Annotated in this window: 19 protein-coding genes and 2 pseudogenes; 10 read left to right on the top strand and 11 right to left on the bottom strand. The window is 61.5% G+C overall.

All coding sequences use genetic code 11. From position 1 onward, the window contains the following. The first annotated feature begins 201 nt into the window (after positions 1 to 201). Positions 202 to 588, top strand: a complete 387-nt coding sequence (locus ACR65W_RS01120; RefSeq protein ID WP_434502192.1) for a hypothetical protein — start codon at positions 202 to 204, stop codon at positions 586 to 588. A 119-nt stretch (positions 589 to 707) separates the two neighbouring features. Here ACR65W_RS01120 and ACR65W_RS01125 read toward each other — a convergent pair whose 3' ends face one another. The 5 genes from ACR65W_RS01125 to ACR65W_RS01145 all read right to left on the bottom strand — a co-directional run bounded on the left by ACR65W_RS01125 (position 708) and on the right by ACR65W_RS01145 (position 6,099). Further along, on the bottom strand, positions 708 to 1,958 hold the full coding sequence (locus ACR65W_RS01125) for an MFS transporter (RefSeq protein ID WP_434502193.1): 1,251 nt from the start codon (positions 1,956 to 1,958) through the stop codon (positions 708 to 710). Beyond that, positions 1,955 to 2,302 carry a hypothetical protein gene (locus ACR65W_RS01130; RefSeq protein WP_434502195.1) on the bottom strand — a complete coding sequence of 116 codons (348 nt, stop codon included), beginning with the start codon at positions 2,300 to 2,302 and terminating at the stop codon, positions 1,955 to 1,957. The genes ACR65W_RS01125 and ACR65W_RS01130 overlap by 4 nt, the downstream gene beginning before the upstream one ends. 14 nt (positions 2,303 to 2,316) lie before the next feature. Next, positions 2,317 to 3,714, bottom strand: coding sequence for a chromate efflux transporter (gene chrA / locus ACR65W_RS01135; RefSeq protein WP_434502197.1), 1,398 nt, complete (start codon positions 3,712 to 3,714; stop codon positions 2,317 to 2,319). After that, complete coding sequence (locus ACR65W_RS01140) at positions 3,711 to 4,535, bottom strand: chromate resistance protein ChrB domain-containing protein (protein WP_434502199.1); 825 nt, start codon at positions 4,533 to 4,535, stop codon at positions 3,711 to 3,713. Before ACR65W_RS01140 ends, chrA begins: the two co-directional genes overlap by 4 nt. Before the next feature lie 127 nt (positions 4,536 to 4,662). Next, the gene (locus ACR65W_RS01145; protein ID WP_434500997.1) at positions 4,663 to 6,099 is read right to left on the bottom strand and encodes an outer membrane protein; all 1,437 of its coding nucleotides are present in this window, start codon (positions 6,097 to 6,099) and stop codon (positions 4,663 to 4,665) included. Between the two features lie 241 nt (positions 6,100 to 6,340). On the opposite strand from ACR65W_RS01145, the gene ACR65W_RS01150 reads away from it, so the two are divergent. The 8 genes from ACR65W_RS01150 (at position 6,341) to ACR65W_RS01185 (ending at position 14,547) form a co-directional block, all read left to right on the top strand. Continuing rightward, on the top strand, positions 6,341 to 7,018 hold the full coding sequence (locus tag ACR65W_RS01150; RefSeq protein WP_434500996.1) for a response regulator: 678 nt from the start codon (positions 6,341 to 6,343) through the stop codon (positions 7,016 to 7,018). After that, positions 7,018 to 8,400: an ATP-binding protein gene (locus ACR65W_RS01155; RefSeq protein ID WP_434500995.1), complete on the top strand. Its 1,383-nt coding sequence runs from the start codon at positions 7,018 to 7,020 to the stop codon at positions 8,398 to 8,400. Before ACR65W_RS01150 ends, ACR65W_RS01155 begins: the two co-directional genes overlap by 1 nt. A 119-nt stretch (positions 8,401 to 8,519) precedes the next feature. Continuing rightward, positions 8,520 to 9,449 (top strand): DUF1259 domain-containing protein, encoded by a 930-nt coding sequence (locus ACR65W_RS01160; RefSeq protein WP_434502201.1) that lies wholly within the window; start codon positions 8,520 to 8,522, stop codon positions 9,447 to 9,449. Positions 9,450 to 9,488: 39 nt separating this feature from the next. After that, positions 9,489 to 10,448 (top strand): cytochrome D1 domain-containing protein, encoded by a 960-nt coding sequence (locus tag ACR65W_RS01165; protein ID WP_434500993.1) that lies wholly within the window; start codon positions 9,489 to 9,491, stop codon positions 10,446 to 10,448. Positions 10,449 to 10,521: 73 nt separating this feature from the next. Further along, a complete protein-coding gene (locus tag ACR65W_RS01170) occupies positions 10,522 to 11,124 on the top strand; it encodes a hypothetical protein (protein ID WP_434500992.1) in 603 nt (200 codons plus the stop codon). A gap of 100 nt (positions 11,125 to 11,224) precedes the next feature. Further along, complete coding sequence (locus tag ACR65W_RS01175) at positions 11,225 to 12,244, top strand: extracellular solute-binding protein (RefSeq protein WP_434500991.1); 1,020 nt, start codon at positions 11,225 to 11,227, stop codon at positions 12,242 to 12,244. Positions 12,245 to 12,259: 15 nt separating this feature from the next. Beyond that, positions 12,260 to 13,834, top strand: a complete 1,575-nt coding sequence (locus ACR65W_RS01180) for an ABC transporter permease (RefSeq protein ID WP_434500990.1) — start codon at positions 12,260 to 12,262, stop codon at positions 13,832 to 13,834. 8 nt (positions 13,835 to 13,842) lie between these two features. Beyond that, the gene (locus tag ACR65W_RS01185) at positions 13,843 to 14,547 is read left to right on the top strand and encodes an ABC transporter ATP-binding protein (RefSeq protein WP_434502203.1); all 705 of its coding nucleotides are present in this window, start codon (positions 13,843 to 13,845) and stop codon (positions 14,545 to 14,547) included. A 411-nt stretch (positions 14,548 to 14,958) separates the two neighbouring features. Here the strand turns inward: ACR65W_RS01185 and ACR65W_RS01190 are convergent, their stop codons facing one another. From ACR65W_RS01190 to ACR65W_RS01200, 3 genes are read right to left on the bottom strand one after another with little or no spacing between them, the layout of a single operon-like run. Continuing rightward, on the bottom strand, positions 14,959 to 15,141 hold the full coding sequence (locus tag ACR65W_RS01190) for a transposase (protein ID WP_434500987.1): 183 nt from the start codon (positions 15,139 to 15,141) through the stop codon (positions 14,959 to 14,961). A 42-nt stretch (positions 15,142 to 15,183) separates the two neighbouring features. Next, on the bottom strand, positions 15,184 to 15,687 hold the full coding sequence (locus ACR65W_RS01195; RefSeq protein WP_434500986.1) for a transposase family protein: 504 nt from the start codon (positions 15,685 to 15,687) through the stop codon (positions 15,184 to 15,186). Positions 15,688 to 15,690: 3 nt separating this feature from the next. After that, complete coding sequence (locus ACR65W_RS01200) at positions 15,691 to 15,909, bottom strand: head-tail joining protein (RefSeq protein ID WP_434500985.1); 219 nt, start codon at positions 15,907 to 15,909, stop codon at positions 15,691 to 15,693. 185 nt (positions 15,910 to 16,094) lie between these two features. Between ACR65W_RS01200 and ACR65W_RS01205 the strand changes: the two genes are divergently transcribed. Beyond that, a complete protein-coding gene (locus tag ACR65W_RS01205; RefSeq protein ID WP_434500984.1) occupies positions 16,095 to 16,364 on the top strand; it encodes a hypothetical protein in 270 nt (89 codons plus the stop codon). Positions 16,365 to 16,704: 340 nt separating this feature from the next. Here ACR65W_RS01205 and ACR65W_RS01210 read toward each other — a convergent pair whose 3' ends face one another. From ACR65W_RS01210 to ACR65W_RS01220, 3 genes and pseudogenes are all read right to left on the bottom strand, one after another. After that, positions 16,705 to 17,103, bottom strand: a complete 399-nt coding sequence (locus tag ACR65W_RS01210; RefSeq protein WP_434500983.1) for a major capsid protein — start codon at positions 17,101 to 17,103, stop codon at positions 16,705 to 16,707. Between the two features lie 486 nt (positions 17,104 to 17,589). Next, positions 17,590 to 17,820 (bottom strand): annotated as a pseudogene (locus ACR65W_RS01215) (transposase); the annotation flags it as partial. Next, positions 17,820 to 18,610: pseudogene (locus ACR65W_RS01220) on the bottom strand (response regulator). The pseudogenes ACR65W_RS01215 and ACR65W_RS01220, both read right to left, overlap by 1 nt. Positions 18,611 to 19,186: the final 576 nt, after the last annotated feature.

Below are 19,186 nucleotides of genomic sequence, written 5' to 3' on the forward strand. Positions count from 1 at the left end.
TGGTTGAGCCGCAAATTCTCAATTCAACTGTACATCATTCGGGCGTTTTCTCAATTCAAATGTATACGCGTAAATCAGCAGCGTTTCGTAACGCATTGAAATTCAACAGGCCGATTTCTCAATTTCTGATGTGTCCTGACAAACCCCCGCAGCCTCACCTTCTCGCCGGACGAGAAGAGGGTCTACTTCGGCTCGTTCTGGGTGGACGGCTTTTTCGAGATGGACGTCGAATCCGGCAAGGTGACCAAGCTGTTCAAGTACGACCCGCCCCGCGGGACCAGCGACCCGCAGGAGGTGACGTATCACGGGGTCGAGATGCTGACGGACACCGTCCTCGTCGCGGCCAGCGAAGGGCGGTCTTACGTCGACGCCGTGGATGTGACCCGAGGCGCGTTGCTGGACCGCCTCACGGATGTGGCGAAGCCATGCTGTGTCGAGAAGATTCCCGGCGCAAAGGGGCGGTTTCTGATCAGCAATATCGCGGACGGCACCCTGCAACTGGCCGAACTGACGGACGGGGGCAAGCTGAAGTCTCTGGGCAAAGCGAAAGTCGGCAAGGCTCCGAAGCGGGTCGCCTTACTGCCCTGACGAGGAGTTTTCACCAAATGAATCCCCCCTCTAGGGCAGGATCGGCACCTTGCTCCGAAAGTTCACCCCTTCGCCGCTGCAGGTTACGAGCCGGCTTAATGCGAATCCGGTTTAGCGCGTTAGCGTTCTTCTGGGGGCTTCACATGCCGAAATTGGTTCAGCAGCGCGAGGTCGTAGGCGATTTTGAGCGCGCCGCAGAGGATGAGCGGAGTCCCCAGCCACGATAAGGAAAACAGTGCGCCGGCGAGCGCCGGACTCAACGAAGCCGCGAGACTGCGCGGGACGGAGGTGAAGCTCGCGGCGGCGGTGCGCTCCGCCTCGGTCACGACCGCCATCACATAGGAGGAGCGCGTCGGCACATCCATTTGCGACAGCGCCGCTCGCATGAGCAGCAAACCCAGAGCAAGGGGGAGCGACGGAGCGAAGGCCGCGAGAATCAGGCACAGGCTGGCGGGAATGTGGGTAAAGACCATTGTGTTGATCAGTCCAATGCGGCGCGAAATCCACGCCGCGACAGGGAAAGAAAAAGCGGCGAGGACGCCGGACCAGAAGAAGAACAGGCTCGCGACCGATAGCGAGAGATCGAAGCGCTCGAACAACCAAAGAGCTAGCAGCGATTGGACGGCGAAGCCGCCCGCGAATGCGTCGATGCTGAACAGGGCCGCGAGCTTGTAAACGGTCCAGCGCGAGGGGCCGAGCGCTTGCGTGAAGCCGAGTTGCGCCGGCGGTCGCCGGGGAATGCGCGTGTAGAGCAGGCCTGCGATCAGCCCCAGCACGGCATAGACCGCGAACATCGCCTTCAGCGCCGAGAGCTGCGGCCAACCCAGTCGCATGAAGATTTCGGGCGCGGCGGCCGCGAGCGCGCCGCCGGCGCTGGCAAGCCCGCCGACGAGACTGTAGCGCGCGAAAACCTTGGTTCGCTCGGCGTCCGCGGTTTCGCGCGTCAGCACGGCGTGTTCGACGGGCACGAAGGAGCTGACCGTGCCGGCGGTCGGGTTGATCGTCCCGAGGAACGCCACGACGAGCAACAAGGCGTAAGAGTCGGCGGTCGCCAGCGCGACGCCGGTCGCCGTCATCAGCCCCGCGGCGGAAATCAGCAACAGGCGAAGATCGTAACGAACGCCGAGAAAGCCCATCGCCAGGGTGAGCAGCGCCGAGCCCAGCAGCGCCGTCCCCGCCAAGGCGCCGATCTCGAACGGCGAGAAGCCGAGCGCCGTGAGATAGACGGGCAGCAGCACGGCGACGAAGCCGTCGCCGAAATCGCGCAAGCCCTGGCCCCAGAGCAAAGTTCGGAGGGGATTGCTGGTGACGGTTTCCGTTGGCGCAGCGGGGATGATGTCGGACCTTTCCTGATGGTCGGGCTCGCTCATTTCAGCGAACCGTCGAGCGAAAAATCCGATCCGTCGATCGCGAGCCTGACAGACGGTCCCTTTATCCAGACGCCGTAACAGTGTTCGCCAAAGCTATCCGTAACGCAGAGCTTGTCCTCGGCGACAACCCATTTATCTGCGACCTTCTTCCCCATTCGCGTTCCTTGAATTATCCCGCCGGCAACATAGCGCAGCGAGAAATGAACGCCGTCGGTGAAAGTCCTTCCGGCGAACGCCCATTGAATCTGAGGCCCATTGAGCTGCTTGAAACCTTCAGCTTGCGGCGAGGCGGCGAGAGCCGGCGTCATCGCGAGAGCGGCGGCAAGCGAAGCGCGCGTAAGCATGGCGGTCTTTCCCATCATCCCGCGCCGCCGACGGAAATCAGTCCGGCGGCATAGAGCGCCGCGCCCGCCGCGGCCGACGCGGCGAGCGTTTGCAGGAGGCCCGTCTTGAGGCGGAAGATCGCGACGATTGCGCCGATCGTCAGCAACAGCGCCCATGGATCGACGCTCGATGGCAGCGGCAAATCGAAGGCGAGGCGGAGCGAACGCACCGGCGTCGTCCGATGGAAAAGCGTGTGGATCGCGAACCAGACGGCGAGGTTGAGGATCACGCCGACGACGGCCGCCGTGATCGCCGAAAGCGCCCCGGTCAGCGCCCTGTTGCCTCTGAGCCGCTCGATGTAAGGCGCGCCGAGGAATATCCAAAGGAAGCACCGCGTGAAGGTGACCCAGTCGGCGAGCAATCCGCCGAGCAAGGGCGGCAGGCCGCTCGCTTGCCGGTAGGCCGCCATGAAGCCCACGAATTGAAGCACCATGATCAAGGGACCAGGCGTCGTCTCCGCCATGCCGAGCCCGTCGAGCATTTCGCCCGGGCGCAGCCAATGAAAATTGTCGACCGCTTGTTGCGCGACATAGGCGAGAACGGCGTAGGCGCCGCCGAAAGTGACGACCGCCATTTTCGAGAAGAACACGGCGATCTGCGTGAAGACGTTGTCTCCGCCCAGCCAAAAGAGCAGCGCGACGACGGGCGTCAGCCAGAGGACGAGCCAGATGCCTGCGACTTTCAGCGAACGACCGACTGCGGCGTTCGCGTGGTCGGGCGCCGCCTCGCCGAGAAGGCTGTCCTCACTCGCGGTTGCTCCGGCCGAGCCATGGCCGCCCCCGCCCGCAAAGGCGGGATTTGCCGCGCGGCCGCCGAAATAGCCGATAGCGCCGGCAACGAGAATGATGAGCGGGAAAGACGCATCGAAGAAAAAGATGGCGACGAAAGCCGCGCCCGCGAGAGTTTGCAAGACGCGGTTCCTCAGCGCTCTCTTGCCGACGCGCGCGACGGCTTGAAGCACGATCGCCAAGACCGCCGCCTTGAGGCCAAAGAACGCCGCCGCGACAACGCCGACATTGCCGAAGACGGCGTATATGACGCTGAGCGCCATTATCGCGACCGCGCCCGGCAGCACGAACAATCCGCCTGCGATGACGCCGCCGAGCGTTCCGTGCATCAGCCAGCCGACATAGGTCGCAAGCTGTTGCGCCTCGGGGCCGGGAAGCAACATGCAATAGTTAAGCGCATGCAAGAACCGGCTTTCGGACACCCATTTCCTCTCGTCGACCAGGATGCGATGCATCACCGCGATCTGGCCGGCCGGCCCGCCGAAGCTCAGAAGGGCGACGCGCAGCCAAACGCGCAACGCCTCGCCGAGCGAAACGCCGTGAGCGGCCTCGGCCGTTTGGACGTTGATAGTCATATCGTTCATTGCGCCTTTCCTGATTGGCCAAGAGGGGAGAGCTGTGGCGCCTCCGCTGCGGCGCGCGCCCAGTGATAGAAAGCGTCGTAAAGCGCCATGCCCGCTTCGAGCTGCTCCAAATCGTCGGAATAGAGGCGCGATAGCCCGAGGGACGCCGCGAGCAAGCCGGCGGATTCCGGAGCAAGATCGGGGCGGCCCGTGTCGGCGCCGCGCACAATGACGGCGAGGCGCCGCAGCGCGTCGGTCTCGAGAAGCAGTTCTTCGACCAGCGCATCGAAAGTGCAACGATCGCCGCGATGGCCCCAGAACGCCTCTTCGACATCAAATGGAGCGGCGCCGTAATAATCCGCCACCGCGGCGACCTCCGCGGCGGCGACGAACAGGAACACTGCATTGGGATCGACGAAGCGGCGAATGAGCCAGGGACAGGCGATGCGGTCGACCTTCGGCCGCGAGCGCGTCACCCAGACGGTCCGGCCCTGCGCGTCGCGCGGAGGCAGTTTGGACTCCGGGATCAGCGGCAGGCCTGCTTTGGCCCAAGCCTCGTGGCCGCCTTCGAGCGTTTCGGCGGCGGCGCCCGCATGGCGCAGCCAGGCTGCGACGCCCTGGCCGAGCTTGCGGCCGCGTCGCGAAATCACGACGGCGGAGCGTCCGGCGCATGCATTCGCCCATTCCGCAACCGAAGCGTGGTCGCGGCGAATGGAACCGGGAATGAAGCGCGGGTCGGCCGAAAACTCCTCGTCGGGGCGGACATCGATGAGAATCGGCCCGTTGGGGAAACCGATCAGACCGGCGAGCTCATCGGGAGAGATCAGGGTGTGAGCAGACATGCGGCGTCCTCAGCTCGAGAAGCTGGACGCGATGCTTGGGCATGTCGCGTGAAGGGGAGACCGCAATCCCCGCAAATCAATTAGAACGAGGCGCCGCTTCGGGTCAATCCTCGATCATGGCGAGGACTCAAGGTTTCGAGGCAACGGGCTCCGACGCGGAGAAATTGAAACGATAAGCGATGGCGAGCCGCGCGGAGTCGTCCCTGATGCGGACGCGATAGGAATTGTCCTCGAAATCGTCCGAGACGAAGGTCGCTGCGCCGAAATCGCTGTGGCGGTAATCGAGCCGGGCCGACCACTGGTCGGTCACGGCAATTTCGACGCCCCCGCCGAGGGTCCAGCCGGGGCGAGCCTGGTTGAAGGGCTCCCCGAGCGCATTGGCGAAGAAATTGGCGAGCGCCGCGCCGCCGGTCACGTAAAGCAAAGTCCGTCCCATGGCGAGGCCGGCGCGGCCGCGCAGCGACGCCCGCACGTCGCTTTGGAGCGCCGTCCCGCTGTGCGGCGGCTTCTGTCGGCCCCGGACTGAGCTCGCCTCCACGTCGATCTCGACGCCGACGACAGCGGGTCCAGATTGCGCATTTATGCCCGCGAGCCCGCCCAGGAGCGCGCCTTTCGGCGAGTAGCTCGAATAATCCGCAGTCTGTTCCTGTTCCTCGCCAATGAGGTCGGTTTCGAGCGCCTTTTGCCACGCGCGGCCGACCGCGCCGCCAACGTAAAAACCGGTCCAGGCGAACGCCGGCGGCGAGCCCAGAGTCGCGGAAGCCGCCCGAGTTCCGGGCGGTTCTTCTCCGCCATTCACGCGAAGCCCGACATACCACGAGAATTCGTTCGTCGCTTTTGCGTGTTGGAGAGCTTTCCCAAACGAGAAGAGGAAGCGGTAGTTGTCGGTGAAATCGTAAATTCCTCCGACGTTGAAACCGGTCGTCTGCATGCCGCCGATCTGGGTGGGCGTCTGATGGAAGAACTCGACGCCCAACGCGAGCTTGTCGGTGATGTTGCGTTGCAGCGCCCAGCCCATGAACCAATAATTCTTATTGCCGGGGCCGGGATTGATCCAATAGCCGGCCCCGCCAAAGGTCGTCCAGTCGCCGAAATCCTTCTGCGCCCATAACGGCAGAAGAACCCTGTATCTTCCGTTGCCGAGCGAACGCGTAGCGTCGCCCGTGGGCGCCAGCAGCTTGGGATAGAAAGCGACCGAGGGAACCCAGCCCGCCTTGTCCTGCTCGATAAAGCGGTATTTCACGCCGAATTCGGTGTCGCTTGGTCCCCAGGCGAGAGGATCGCCCGCCGCGTTGCGGATGGTCATCCCCGGTTGGAAATGCAACTGAACGTTGGGCCAAACGCCCCAGTTGCAATCACACGAAGGGGCGACGCCGCTCGTCTTCCCCCGCACGCGCGTTCCCTGTGAAAAAATGTATGCTTCCCAACGCCGATAAGCGACGGGCTCGGGGTCGTCGGTGAAATATGGCGGCCCTGCCGCCACGGACGACGAGAGGAGCAGCAGCGCCGCCAAGCTCGCGCCCGGCAAACCTCGCGTCTGCAGTCCACCCGATCTTCGCGTCACGAACGGCCCCGTCGTCGCTTTCGGCGAACCCCTTCATTTTCATCGTCACGGCGGGAAATCTGCAGGGCGCTCGCGAAAGCCGCGGGCGAAACCCTGGCGCGGGTCGTTTAAGGCAGTTTTATGGGGCGAGCAAAATGCGAGGCGGCGCCATCTGGCTTAATTCTGCGATAAACTTCCCCCTGTTGAGTTGAACTCGCGGCGGTCTGTTCAACAGGCCGAAATCGGATCGAGCGAGCATGTCGTGCGTCTCCTGATTGTCGAAGACGAAGCCAGAATCGCGGAGATACTCAAAGGCGCCCTCGAGAAGGCGGGGTTTGCCGTGGACGCGGTGTCGTGCTGCGCCGACGCTCGCGAAGCCTTGTCGCTCAATCCTTATGACATCGCGATTCTCGACCTTGGTTTGCCGGACGGCGACGGGATGAATCTTCTCGACGAACTCAGATCGCAAGGCGCCGCCATTCCCATTCTTGTCTTGACGGCGCGCGACGCGGTCGAGGACCGGGTCGGCGGATTGGACGCCGGCGCCGACGATTATCTCGTGAAGCCCTTTGCGATGGCGGAACTCATCGCCAGAACGAAAGCCTTGCTGCGGCGGCCGGGCAACGCGCTCGGAGCGACATTGAGCGCCGGCAATCTGATTTTCGACAGCATAGGACGCGATGTGCAAGTGGACGGTCACCCCCTTTCCCTCGCCAGGCGCGAGGCGGCGATTCTCGAACACCTGCTGCGACGCCTCGACCGCGTCGTGCCGAAGGCGGTGCTGGAGGAAAAGCTCTACGGCATCGACGATGAGCTCGAGTCGAACGCGATACCGGTGCATGTCCATCACCTTCGCCGCAAGCTCGCCGACGCCAAGGCCACCGCCGAAATTCACACGGTTCGCGGGATCGGCTACCTCATGACCGAAGCGAAGAGCTGATGCCTTTTCGTGTGCGCTCCTTGCAGTTTCGCCTTGCGATAAGGCTCACGATCCTTTTCGTCGTCGCGACCGCCGCCGCCGCCGGCCTCCTCGCCCTGCGGGCTCACGTCGTCGCCGACACCCTCTTGGATCGCGAGCTGAGCGAGCGCGCCAAGGATCTAGCCCGTTCGGTTGTGATCGACGCCAAGGGCAAACCGCGTCTCGATATGCCGCCAAAGCTCGCCGCGGCCTACGCGGCCAGTGGGGACGCCGACATTTACGCCATTCGAACGCCGGGCGGCGAAGTCATTGCGGCCTCATCGCCGGATTTCGGCGAGCGTGTCACGACGTGGCCGGCGCCGACGGATGAGCCGAGCTATTTCCGATTGCCGGACGCCCAAGATCCCTCGCGGCGTTACTACGGCCTCAATCTCGCCGTGACCGGCGCCGCCGGCCCTCTCTGGATAATCGTCGCGGGCGCCACGGGGACACATGCGTTCATCGATTCGATGTTGTGGGACTTCGTCACGGATGTCGTCTGGATCATTCCGCTCTTCGTGGCGATCACCTTGGGAACCGCCATCCTGGCGATTCGCGGAGGGCTGAAGCCGCTTAGGGAAATCTCCAAGATGGCGGCGGCGATCGGCCCGACGACGACCTCCATCCGCCTGCCCGAGGAGAACGTGCCGAGCGAAATCGCGCCTCTCGTCGTCGCCATGAACCGGGCGCTCGATCGGCTCGAACAAGGATTTCTCGTGCAACGCCGGTTCACCGCGAACGCTGCCCATGAGCTGCGTACGCCACTGGCGATCGTCACCGCCGCGCTCGACGCCATGGAGGGAAATGGCGAGCTCGCAAAGCTGAGACTGGACGTCGCGCGAATGAACCGCCTCGTCGAACAGCTGTTGCGCGTCGCGCGGCTGGACGCGATCGCGATCGACATCTCAGGCTCCGTGGAGCTGAACGAGACGGCCGCCGAAGTCGTCGCCGGCATGGCGCCATGGGCGATCGCTCAACATCGACCCCTCGTTTTTCAGGCCGCCGAGAAACCAGTTCGGATCAAAGGCAATGGCCAGGCGGTCGCCGACGCGATCCGCAATCTCGTCGAGAACGCGGTGCGTCATTCTCCCGCCGACGAAGAGATAATCATCAGCGTCGAACTAGATGGTCGCATGCGCGTCGCGGATCGCGGACCCGGCGTGGCGCCGGATAATCGAGAACGCATCTTTGAAAGATTTTGGCGCGGCGCGGGCGTAAAGACCGACGGCGCCGGCCTCGGTCTGTCGATCGTGAAGGAAATCATGACAATGCATGGGGGCGCTGTCAGCGTCGCCGATAATCCGGGCGGCGGCGCCGTGTTCACCTTGTCATTTGGCGGACGCCTCGAAAGCGCGCACGCATAATGTTGCCTTAAACGAAGGCTGCCACGGTTTTCGAGTCAGGACCAAGAATGGCTGCACGAAACCATGCTTGCGTGAGCGCTGCTTTCGCATCCGGCGCTCAAACGAGGGAGAAAATGGACATGCAGGTGAAATTCGCGCTGAGCCAAGTGAAATTCGTGCTGAGCGCCTTGGTCTGCTTGGGATGGTCGATTTGTCCCGCGAGCGCTCAGACCGCACCGTCGCTCGATACGGCCAGGATCGAGCAGGCGGCAGGCGTCAAAGGAACGTTCATCGCCGAAGAGAACGTCTTCAAGATCAGCAAGCCAAGGACGGATGTGAAAATCCAAGTAGACGGCTGGCCGACGCCGCCCTTCATGGGGCTCGTGTCATGGGCGGCCTTTACGCCGACCCAGGGCGGGCAAGCGTTGATGATGGGCGACACGGTCGTGTTCGAGGACGAGGTCAATGCGGCGATGAGCGTCGCGCTCGACGCCGGCCTCGAAGTGACGGCCCTGCACAATCACTTCTTCTTCGACGAGCCGAAGGTCTATTTTCTCCATATCGGCGGCGCAGGAGAGGCCGGCGCGCTCGCCGCCGGCGTGAAGAAAATCTACGACAAGATCGCGGAAATTCGCGCGGCCAATCCCACGCTGGCGAAGCGTTTCCCGGCCAAGATCGGCTCGCCCAACGCCATTGCCGCCGCCCCTCTCGAAGCCATTCTCGGCGTGAAAGGGCAGGCGAGCCAGGGCATGTTCAAGATCGTCATTGGCCGTCCGGCGCAAGCGCATGGGGCATCCGTCGGCGCCGCGATGGGCGTCAACACCTGGGCCGCCTTCGCCGGCTCCGATGAAGAGGCCGTGGTCGACGGCGACTTCGCCGTGACAGCGAACGAACTTCAGCCCGTCCTCAAGGCGATGCGGCGCGAAGGCGTCAATATCGTCGCCATCCACCACCACATGAGCCATGAGGAGCCGCGCTATATTTTCCTCCATTTCTGGGGGAAGGGCGCGGCTGCGGCTTTGGCGCGATCCTTCAAGAATGTTCTCGATGCGCAGGCGGCGGCGAAATAGGAGGCCGCGTGATTCTTTCTCGGTGACGAGGGAGGGACAATGATGAGAACGCTTTCAATCATCGGGCTGCTTGCACTCGCAACGTCCCTAGCACAGGCGGCCGAGAAATCCGGCGGACAAGGCAAGCTCTATTCCACGTCCTGGTTCGGCGACGTGATCAGCGTCGTCGATGTCGGGAAACGAAAGGTGACGGGCGCTATTCCCGTGGGCGTTCAGAACCACAATGTCGCGCTCAATCCAAGTCAGACCCAAGCCTGGGTGACCAACAACAATGCGGGAACGGTCTCCGTCATCGACGCCGCGACGGACAAAGTCATCGAGACCATTTCGGTTGGCGTGGGTCCGCGGCATACGATGTTCAGTTCCGATGGGCTCGAGGCCTATGTCACAAATGAATTCGACGACGCAGTCTCCGTCATCGATCCGGCAGCGAGGCAGGTGATCGCGAAAATAGACGTCGGCAGGATGCCGCATTTCGCCCTGCCTGTAGGCGATCTACTGTTCGTCACCAATTACGGCGCGCGCAATGTGTCTGTCGTTCGCCGGGCGACGCGCAAGGTCGAAAGCGTCATTCCCGTTGGCGCCGGCCCGCTCGGCGCGGGCGCGACCAAGGATGGCGTGCGCGTCTATATCGCCTGCCACAATGCGAACGCCGTCGCGGTGATCGACGCCAAGGAGTTGAAAGTCATCGCGGAAATCCCCACGGAGCCGGGACCCGTGCAGGTCACGGTCGCGCCCGATCAGAAGTTCGCTTATGTCGCAAGCGACGGGAAGGGGACCGTGCAAAAGATCGACCTCGCGACGAACAAGATCGTGACGACGATCCGCGTTGCGCCCGACGCCGGCAGCCATGGCGTTTCCTTCGGGGGCGATGGAAAGCTCTTTATAACGAACACCGGCGCGAACACGATTTCGATCATCGACACGGCGACGGACAAGATCGTCGGAACCGTCAAGGTGGCCACGGCCCCGGAAGGAATCGCCTTCAAGCGACCGTAGGGGCGTCCGGCGGCGCCAGCGTCAACAACAATTATCGTAAGAGCGCGGGGAGGAATCCTTGAAGAGACTACTCATGGCGAACGCGATTGTCATGACGGCGAACCTGGCCTTCGCGGGGACAGACAACTTTGACGGCGTTCCGGCTGGTTCGGCGCCGCCCGACTGGACGTGCGGCGTGACGGGGCGAGGCTCTCCCGTATGGATGGTCGAGACAGACGCTTCAGCTCCGAGTCGACCGAATGTTCTCAAACAATCCGGGGCCGGTGCCTTCCCATGGTGCGTGAAGAAAGACGTTTCGATCGCCGACGGCTATGTCGAAGTGAAATTCAAAGCCTTGGCGGGCGCCGAAGATCAGGCTGCGGGCCTCGTCTGGCGCTGGAAGAACGGCGACAATTACTACGTGGCGCGCGCCAATGCGTTGGAGGACAACGTCTCTCTTTATTACGTCCAAAGTGGACGCCGCATGACGATCAAATATGTCGATGCGCCCGTCGAGCGACGCCAATGGCATGTCTTGCGGGCCGAATTTTCTGGAAAAGAGATAAAGGTTCTCTTGGATGGCAAAGGATATATCGAGTTGCGGGACGATCACGTCTCCGGGAGTGGCTCCGTCGGCGTCTGGACAAAGGCCGACAGCATGACCGCCTTCGACGATTTTTCTTTCGACGGCAAATAGAATTTGCGAGGCCGTCGGCGCATCAGGCGCCCGCCAAGAATCGCGACGGCCCAAATATCCGAGGTTTTCGAGCCACAAATCTCAGCGAGGGATCGCCGGCATGAAAAAACTATTCTGGGCGGCGACCGCCATCCTGGTCATCGCGGCAATCGCTCTCTGGCGACTGTCGTCCCCGCCCGGCGCGCCGACAGTGACGGTCTATGTCAGCCACGATCAAGTCTTTTCCGAACCCATATTGAAGGATTTCGAGAAAGAGACCGGCATACGGGTGCGCGCCGTCTATGACACCGAGGAAACCAAGAGCGCTGGGACGATGAACCGGCTCATCGCCGAAAAGAACAATCCGCAAGCCGACGTCTACTGGGCCAATGAACCGATTCGCGCCGAGGTCTTGCGGCAGAAGGGCGCCACCGCGGCCTATGTCTCCCCTAACGCGTCTGGAATCCCCGATAACTTTCGCGATTCCCATGGATACTGGACCGGTTTTGCGGCGAGGGCGCGCGTTTTCGTCGTGCGGCGAGGCGCGACGCCTCAACCGGATTCGATAACAACCTATTTGGAGCCGCAATGGGGCGGCAAAACAGTGATCGCCAATCCGCTGTTTGGGACGACGACGACGCATGTCGCCGCGCTCTTCGTTCTGTGGGGCGATGAGAACGCGCGCGCCTTCATGCAGACGATGCGCGACAATGGCGTAAAGATTTCGCCCAGCAACGGCGACAGCGCCGATCTCGTCGCCCATGGCGAATTCGCTTTCAGTCTGGTCGATAGCGACGATGCGGTGAGCCGAATGCGCCAGGGTCGACCGGTCGAATTGATTTACCCGGATCAAGGCGCGGACGATATCGGCTGCTTTATCGTTCCCAATGCGGTCATGCTGATCGCGGGGGCCCCGCATCCGGAAGCGGGCAAGAAGCTGATCGACTATCTGCTTTCGACGGAAACCGAGAGAAAGCTCGCCTTGTCCGACGCGGCGCAAATTCCGCTCCACCCCGGGGTTCCGCCGCCGCTCGGCTTGAAGCCTCTGGAATCGATCAAGACGATGAAGGCGAACTATTCAGAAATCGCCGCGAAATTGCAAGCGATCCAACCATTCCTGAAGAGCTGGACGGGGCCATAAGAGGTGCAGAAGCGCATGACGCTGACCGCCGCCGCGATGCTGCTCGCAGCAATCGGACTTTTGCCGGTCGTCACGATGGTCGCCGACAGCTTTTTTGCCGACGGCCGCTTCAGCGTCAGAGCATATGAGGCGTTTCTGGCGACGAGCCGAGAGCAGGCGGGGCCAATCGTCCACAGCATCTTGCTGTCGTCCTTGACCTCTGCGCTTGCCACGATCGCCGGGGTAACCCTGGGGTTGTTGTTCGGCAAAACCGATCTGCCCTTGCGCTATGCCTTGGCGACCTTGTTCGCGATTCCTTTGTTGTTGCCGTCCTATGTTGTGGCGGTGGCCTGGTTCGCCGTCATCGGCAAGAGCGGCTTGGTCGGTCAAGCGCTCCCTTCCACGGCGTCGGAATTGCTGTCGTCCGCCTTTTTCGGACTTTACGGTTGCGCAGCCGTGCTGTTCACCACATTCACCCCTATCGTCATGTTTCTCACCATCGCCTATCTCGGCGCCGTGAACCCGCAATGGGAGAATGCGGCTCGATTGGCGAGCGGTTGGCCCGCCATCCTTCGTCGGATTACCTTGCCATTGATCGCGCCGGGCGTCGCTTTCGCGGCCGTGCTGGTGTTTCTCTTGGCGTTTGGGGAAGTCGGCGTTCCCACCTATCTGCGTTATCCGGTCTATCCGGTCGAGGCCTTGACGCGGTTCGCCGCATTCTACGACTTTCGAACCGCGACCGTGTCGACGATGCCCATGCTCCTCGTCACGGCGACGATCCTGATCTTGGAGCGTCAACTGAGTCGCGAGAATGGCTACGAGCTTCGCGCGGCGGCGCCCGTGGAGCAGCGTGCGCAAATCGAGCTTGGATATTGGCGTCTCCCGATTTTCGCCATTGTCTCCGCCTGGGCTTTCGTCTCGGTGCTGTTGCCGTTGCTCGCCCTCCTCATTCAATCATCGTCCATTTGGGTTTACGTCGACGCATTCTCACGGGCGAGCGACAGCATCCTGCATAGCCTCGTTTTCGCGGTGATCGGCGCAACCCTCCTGACGTTGCTCGGCTTCTTTTGCGGCATGCTGATTCGTGATCCGGCGCAGCCTCTGGCGCGCGCGGTCGATGGGTCGGCGTTGTTCCTGTTTACATTGCCTGGAACCGTCATCGGCATTGGTCTCATCGACCTGTGGAACAGGCCGATGACCAATCTGGTCTATGGCACGCCGGCGATCATCGTATTGGGCTATCTCGCTCAATATTCGGTGCTGCCGATGCGAATCACATCCGCGACTCTCGGCGGCCTGCCAAGATCTCTGGAGGACGCCGCGCGGCTCAGCGGCGCGAGCTGGTTCACGACGCTCACGCGCATCGTGGCGCCGTTGGCGAGACGCGGCCTCGTGGCGGCGTGGCTCATCGGCTATGTGTTTTGCTTGCGCGACCTCGGGATCAGCATGGTCGTCTATCCTCCCGGCTACGATCCGCTGCCGGTTCGAATATTGACCTTGATGGCCAATGGCGCTCCCAGCCTGATCGCGGCGCTCTGCATCATTTTGATCGCCGCGACCCTTCTGCCGCTCGGCGCATTGGGTCTCTGGCTACGATATGGCGGGCGATAACGATGAGCATGATCGAATTTCGAAATGTGTCCAAGACCTATCGCGGCCGTCTGGTCGTCAACGCCATATCCGTGAGTATTGAAAAAGGGGAGCGCGTCGTTCTGTTTGGTCCATCGGGCTGCGGCAAGTCGACTGTGCTGCATCTGATCGCCGGCTTGGCGATCCCGGATTCGGGCGACATACTGATCGACGGCGAGCTCGCCGCGACTGGCGGAAAAAACTTGCAAGAACCGGAACGGCGCGGCGTCGGCATGGTGTTTCAAGACCTCGCCCTTTGGCCGCATATGACCGTCGCCGAGAATATCGAATTCGGCCTCGTCGCCAAAGGCGCGCCCGAACGCGAACGCCGCCAGCGCGTCAAGGAAATGGTCGAGCTCGTGCGGCTCGGCGATTATCTGAACGTCAGGCCGGGAACGCTGTCGGGAGGAGAACAGCAGCGCGTGGCGCTTGCGCGCGCCCTCGCCTCGGCCCCTCGCATCCTGCTCATGGACGAACCGCTCTCAAATCTCGACGACGAACTCAGTTTGCAAATCCGGCGAGAGATTCTGCGATTGCATTGCGATCTCGGTTTCACGCTCGTCTATGTGACGCATAGTCGTGAGGAAGCGCGGGACCTTGGCGCGCGGATGATTCGGCTCAGGCAAGGAAAAGTCGAATTCGAATCGGAGGTGGGCGATAGGGTGAAAGAGGCAGGCCTCTCTGACAATCATTAAGCCGGCAACCATCGTCGTGGGTTGGTCAGAGCGGATTGTCGCTTGCGCGTGCGCGCTCTCCATCTCACCGCCGAGGACCGTTTCGGGATGTGAGAAGGAGTGAGACAAGACGGGAGTCACGCCGCGACGCTCGTTCACGTCCTAGCCCAACGGCCTGGCGCAGCGTCTTGGTCGCTCTCTTTGGCGACCGGCCTGGACTTTGGGGCCCACCGCTCAAGTTATTGTCGGCGAGGTATATAATCCGTGTCCGGGAAGGCATTGTGGACAGGGGAGGAATTTCGATGGAGATCGACGACAAAACCGCTTTCATGGAGTTGTCCGCCTTGTTGCCTTACGGTAGAGCCGCTTGACGATCGCGGGGGCGGGCGGGAGTTGGGGACGCCCGGCGAAGCGGCTGATCCGGGTCATGTGTCACTCGATGCTTTCGCGCAAGTTCTGCAGCAAATGAAAGCGATCAGCGACTTGTCGAGCTTGCGGCGCTCCTTGCCAAACGCCCTGTGCGTAAAGACCGCAGCGCTCGCGGCTGACGACTTCGATTTCAGGATGTTGCTTGACCCAATCCGCAGTCTCTTTGGCGGAGCGCGCTTCCAGCACGTCTGCAACGATCCGACGTTCAAGATCGACAAGAATCGTTCCCTAATTAAAGCCTTTGCACCAGCTCCAATCATCAATCGCGATGGCTCGCAGGGGAGTACCATCGCGACGTTTGGATGCATGACGTTTGAGCTGCCGCAGAATCGCATTGTCGCTGACTGGCATCGCCAGGCGCGCCAGCAATTTCTCACTTGTCCTGACGCCCGCGGCATGGCCGAACAATCTCACGAGGTCGCTAACGCGCCGCGTTTTTCGCGCAAAGGGAAAGGCGGTCGCCAGTCTTTCGACGAAAGTCTTTCGAGCGCATCCCTCGTTCAAGCATCGCCACCGCCCCAGGCGCAACTCAAGAACGACAGGGGCACCTTGGATTGGAAGGTCTTGCAGGCGCCGGAAGTGCCAACTATGACGCGATGCTGATGCTCCTCCGCACTCTGGGCACGACCGCACCCCGGCTCCGTCCGCTGATACGAACCACTGGTTCTCCCGAAATACAACGCTGCGCACGACCACTCCGGGCCCAAAGGCTAAATTCGCTTTCTTCGTCATGCGCTATTGAGGCACCAGGTTCCGCTTTGGCAATGCAAAGCACGTAAAATGACGCAGACCCCGTTTAAGAGCAGCGTGACAGGCGTCGAAGCCGACGATTTGATCCGGCCGCTTGATGACGACGCAAACGGTGACCCCGCCGCCGCCCGAGCGCCAAACGGCGTCGTGAGCGATATTCGGGTCGGCGAACAGCGTTGCAATGGCCGCTTCAAACGGTTGCATGCCGATCGGGAGCGAAGGCTTGGTGCCCAAGGTGTGCGAATGGTCGATGATGCGTCATTCTGAGATTTAATGCCCTTGACAGAGGTTGACCTCGTCCCACTTCTAATTCCGGCCCAAGCGGGATCATTGATCGGCAAACGTCGACCGCACTGCCATTAGCAACTTCTCCACGGAGCGCGACAGTCATGGGCAGAATTAGCGAAGCGATGCAAGAGTACGCGCAGGGCTATGCCGAAGGTGATTTCGAGACAATATTCGGCATACCGAAGCAGAAGGGCACAGGGCCGGGTCATAAGGGAACAGGCGGCGCACCCGGGACGGGGCCGGGTTGGGGGCCACCGCAAAATCCAACGGAAAAACTACGCTTCAAATTAGAAGAATTGTTTCATCGTTGGGAGGGCCATTTTCCGAGAAGCGAGCATGAGTTCCAAACCTGGCTTGAGCATAACTGGTAGGCTTCGCCTTGGGGCTCCCAAAGGCGCCAAGCAGGAGTCGTTGTGCGCGTGCGTGGGCTCATTTCATTTTCTCAACAACGCCGGTTGTAATGTTCACCCAAATTTTGTAGGACACCATAAATATCAAGATGCCTATTTCATTCTCTGGAATTATCGTGACGATATAGTGCGGTCCCTGGCGTTCAACATTTTGCACGAGAGCCCTCGGCCACGCAGGATTGCATCCGCTGAAATAAGCGATGGCGGCCTGTTTTGCGGCCTCTTGTCCAATGTCTGATGGCATGCCCGTGACCGAAAATCGAAACTCTCCTCGGATTCGCGAGTCTGCGCCGGTTTCAGTCTACTGTCCTCCGACTGAACCTTGATCGTTGCGCCGACGCCTCTCCTCCAGAAGCTGTTGAGCCTCATCGGATAAACATCTGTGTCGGGCGGATGCCACGACAAGTGGGCGCTCAGTTGCTGGTGACGATCTTGACGGCGAGGCGCGGGCGCTTCGCGGGCGCTTGTTGACGGGGATGATCGAGGCCTCGGTCTTCACGTCGATGGCGCTGCCGTCGGGTCGCGCGATCTGACGGGCATAGATCGGGAGACCCACGGTCTTGACCGTCTCGATCAGATTGGCCGGCGCGCCGTAGGTGACGAAAGTGTCGAGCGTGCCGAGCGGGAAGGCGATCCCCTCATTCGCCAGGATCAGCGTTTCCGTGGTGCCGGTCGAGAGTACGCGCTGTTTTGACCGCACCTTTTCTGAGACTCGGGATGGGACGATATTCGGAGCGTTGAGGAGCTCCGACACATGTCGATTTCAGAGCATAAGCACGTGTCGCAGGTTGAGGCGGCGTCGGCACGGCGGGTCGAAATTTTCACTGGGGCTGGTCGCCGCCGCACATGGACGGCGGAAGAAAGGGCGTCGATTGTTGCAGAGAGTTATGAGGAAGGCGTTCGTCAGGGATACCTAATTTCAGACTAAGCGGGCCAACCGCGGGCGAGCCTATTCTCAATCACGTCAAGTCGGCCCGGAACCTTTCGCGACCGATATCGGGCCTCAGACCAACTGGAACGCAAGAGGCGACCCGCACCACCGGCGCGCTGCAAAGCGCCACGATTGGCGATGCGGTGAGGTCGCCATAACGACGGGGCGAAGCGGCGCGCCCCCTGGCTCAGTCGCGCCTATCGGCTCTCGCGTAGCGCCGAGAACAAGACCGGTGGAAGCTTGTGGTGTGCCGCAGAAAAATCGTTCGACCTGGTTGAGCCATGACGACGATGTCAGCGTGAAGTGCATATGCCGCCGCGGCCGTTTGGCGAGCCAATCATGGATCAGCCTGGTTTTGCGCGTCGAGGCATTGTCCATAACGACATGGATATCGAGGTTGTCAGGAACATTATGCTCAACCTCTTCGAGAAACTTACCAAACTCCCTCGCCCGATGGCACGGCATGCACTGACCAGTAACAGTACCTACGCTGCGCGAGACGCCTTGCGTTCAAAGAACAGCGCCTGGCTGATCGTGGCTTTGACCGTGTCACCCTTGTAGGGCTTGCTGATGAGAAAAGCCGGCTCCGGCCTTTCGCCGGTCAGCAGGCGTTCAGGAAATGCGGTAATGAAAATCACCGGAGCGTCGAAACTATCGAGCATTTCATTGATGCCGTTCAGACCCGAACTGCCGTCCGCGAGCTGAATGTCGGCGAGGATCAGCCCCGGCCGCTGACGCTTGGCGAGCTCCACAGCCTCCTGATGCGTGCGCGCGACGCCGATCACGCGATGGCCGAGATCGCGCGCGATGAATTCTATGTCCTGCGCGATAAGCAACTCGTCCTCGATAATGAGCACGTCCGTCGCGACGCGCTCGGCGATTTCGCGGCCAGCCTCTCTCACGAGCGCTTCGACCTCTTCTTCCGTCACGTCCAGAATGGCGGCGGCGTCTGCAACCGAAAAGCCTTCAACCGTGCCGAGCAGAACGGCCTGTCGCGAACGCGGCGTCAGCATGCTGATGTTATGCTGAGCGGCGGAAATTTCGTCGGTGGGCGCCGCTTCGGTGTTCAGCCGGATCGATGACCAGGAGGCCATGAACAGATGGTAAAGCCCAACCTTGGGCGACATATTCGCGGGGAAGGGCGTCCGGGTCGGCGGCGAGCGCCTCGAGAGTAGCTACAACATAGGCGTCGCCGCTTTTTTGCGAGCCGCAGAGCGCCCTAGCGAAGCGGCGCAAGTAGGGGTAGGTGCACCCCAATTTCACGGGAGAGGTTCATGGCTTCATCCTATTGCCGACCACACCCGGGATCAATACAACGCGTTTGATATGTCACGGTCTTCCTCGGTTGCAATTGATGCTCTCGCGCGCGTTCAAAAAGGGAGGTCATATCTGCGGTCGCTCCGCTATTTTCTCATCTGGCGGATCATCAAGTGGCGACGGGTCCAGGCGGAAGTTGCGCAAGATCAGGTTCTCCTGACCTGAGCAGAAGACGTCACCAAACGCCACCCGAGCGCGCGATCTATGTCTTGCTGTATCGTTCTGGTCGGCGTTCGACCAATTGATCGTCGCCATGACTGGCAGACATCTCGGCTGTCGTCGCTCGCTGGACATCGTCTTCGGTGAAATCGACAGATAACCCTGAACGCATCGCCTATGAAACGATCTGCGCTATCTACGTCGACAACTATGATGAGGCTGGTGAGGCGGCGCTAGCGCGTATCCATGAGCGAGGCCAGTTCGCGCTTGGCGCTGCTGATGGGTAGAGCCACGAAAGCATAACGCCCTGCATCCCAGCGAGAGAGGGAGCGGAACATGGCCAAGATCGTATGCGTGCTGTACGACGATCCGGTTG

Source organism: Methylocystis sp. (genome assembly GCF_051062815.1).
In the GTDB taxonomy this organism is placed as follows: domain Bacteria; phylum Pseudomonadota; class Alphaproteobacteria; order Rhizobiales; family Beijerinckiaceae; genus Methylocystis.

What these genes read in the sequence shown, in the direction of transcription:
- ACR65W_RS01125 (WP_434502193.1), bottom strand. Translation starts at nt 1,958, where the DNA reads ATGAGCGAGCCCGACCATCAGGAAAGGTCCGACATCATCCCCGCTGCG.
- ACR65W_RS01130 (WP_434502195.1), bottom strand. Translation starts at nt 2,302, where the DNA reads ATGCTTACGCGCGCTTCGCTTGCCGCCGCTCTCGCGATGACGCCGGCT.
- chrA (WP_434502197.1), bottom strand. Translation starts at nt 3,714, where the DNA reads ATGAACGATATGACTATCAACGTCCAAACGGCCGAGGCCGCTCACGGC.
- ACR65W_RS01140 (WP_434502199.1), bottom strand. Translation starts at nt 4,535, where the DNA reads ATGTCTGCTCACACCCTGATCTCTCCCGATGAGCTCGCCGGTCTGATC.
- ACR65W_RS01155 (WP_434500995.1), top strand. Translation starts at nt 7,018, where the DNA reads ATGCCTTTTCGTGTGCGCTCCTTGCAGTTTCGCCTTGCGATAAGGCTC.
- ACR65W_RS01160 (WP_434502201.1), top strand. Translation starts at nt 8,520, where the DNA reads ATGCAGGTGAAATTCGCGCTGAGCCAAGTGAAATTCGTGCTGAGCGCC.
- ACR65W_RS01165 (WP_434500993.1), top strand. Translation starts at nt 9,489, where the DNA reads ATGATGAGAACGCTTTCAATCATCGGGCTGCTTGCACTCGCAACGTCC.
- ACR65W_RS01170 (WP_434500992.1), top strand. Translation starts at nt 10,522, where the DNA reads ATGGCGAACGCGATTGTCATGACGGCGAACCTGGCCTTCGCGGGGACA.
- ACR65W_RS01175 (WP_434500991.1), top strand. Translation starts at nt 11,225, where the DNA reads ATGAAAAAACTATTCTGGGCGGCGACCGCCATCCTGGTCATCGCGGCA.
- ACR65W_RS01180 (WP_434500990.1), top strand. Translation starts at nt 12,260, where the DNA reads ATGACGCTGACCGCCGCCGCGATGCTGCTCGCAGCAATCGGACTTTTG.
- ACR65W_RS01185 (WP_434502203.1), top strand. Translation starts at nt 13,843, where the DNA reads ATGATCGAATTTCGAAATGTGTCCAAGACCTATCGCGGCCGTCTGGTC.
- ACR65W_RS01195 (WP_434500986.1), bottom strand. Translation starts at nt 15,687, where the DNA reads ATGACGAAGAAAGCGAATTTAGCCTTTGGGCCCGGAGTGGTCGTGCGC.
- ACR65W_RS01200 (WP_434500985.1), bottom strand. Translation starts at nt 15,909, where the DNA reads ATGCAACCGTTTGAAGCGGCCATTGCAACGCTGTTCGCCGACCCGAAT.
- ACR65W_RS01205 (WP_434500984.1), top strand. Translation starts at nt 16,095, where the DNA reads ATGGGCAGAATTAGCGAAGCGATGCAAGAGTACGCGCAGGGCTATGCC.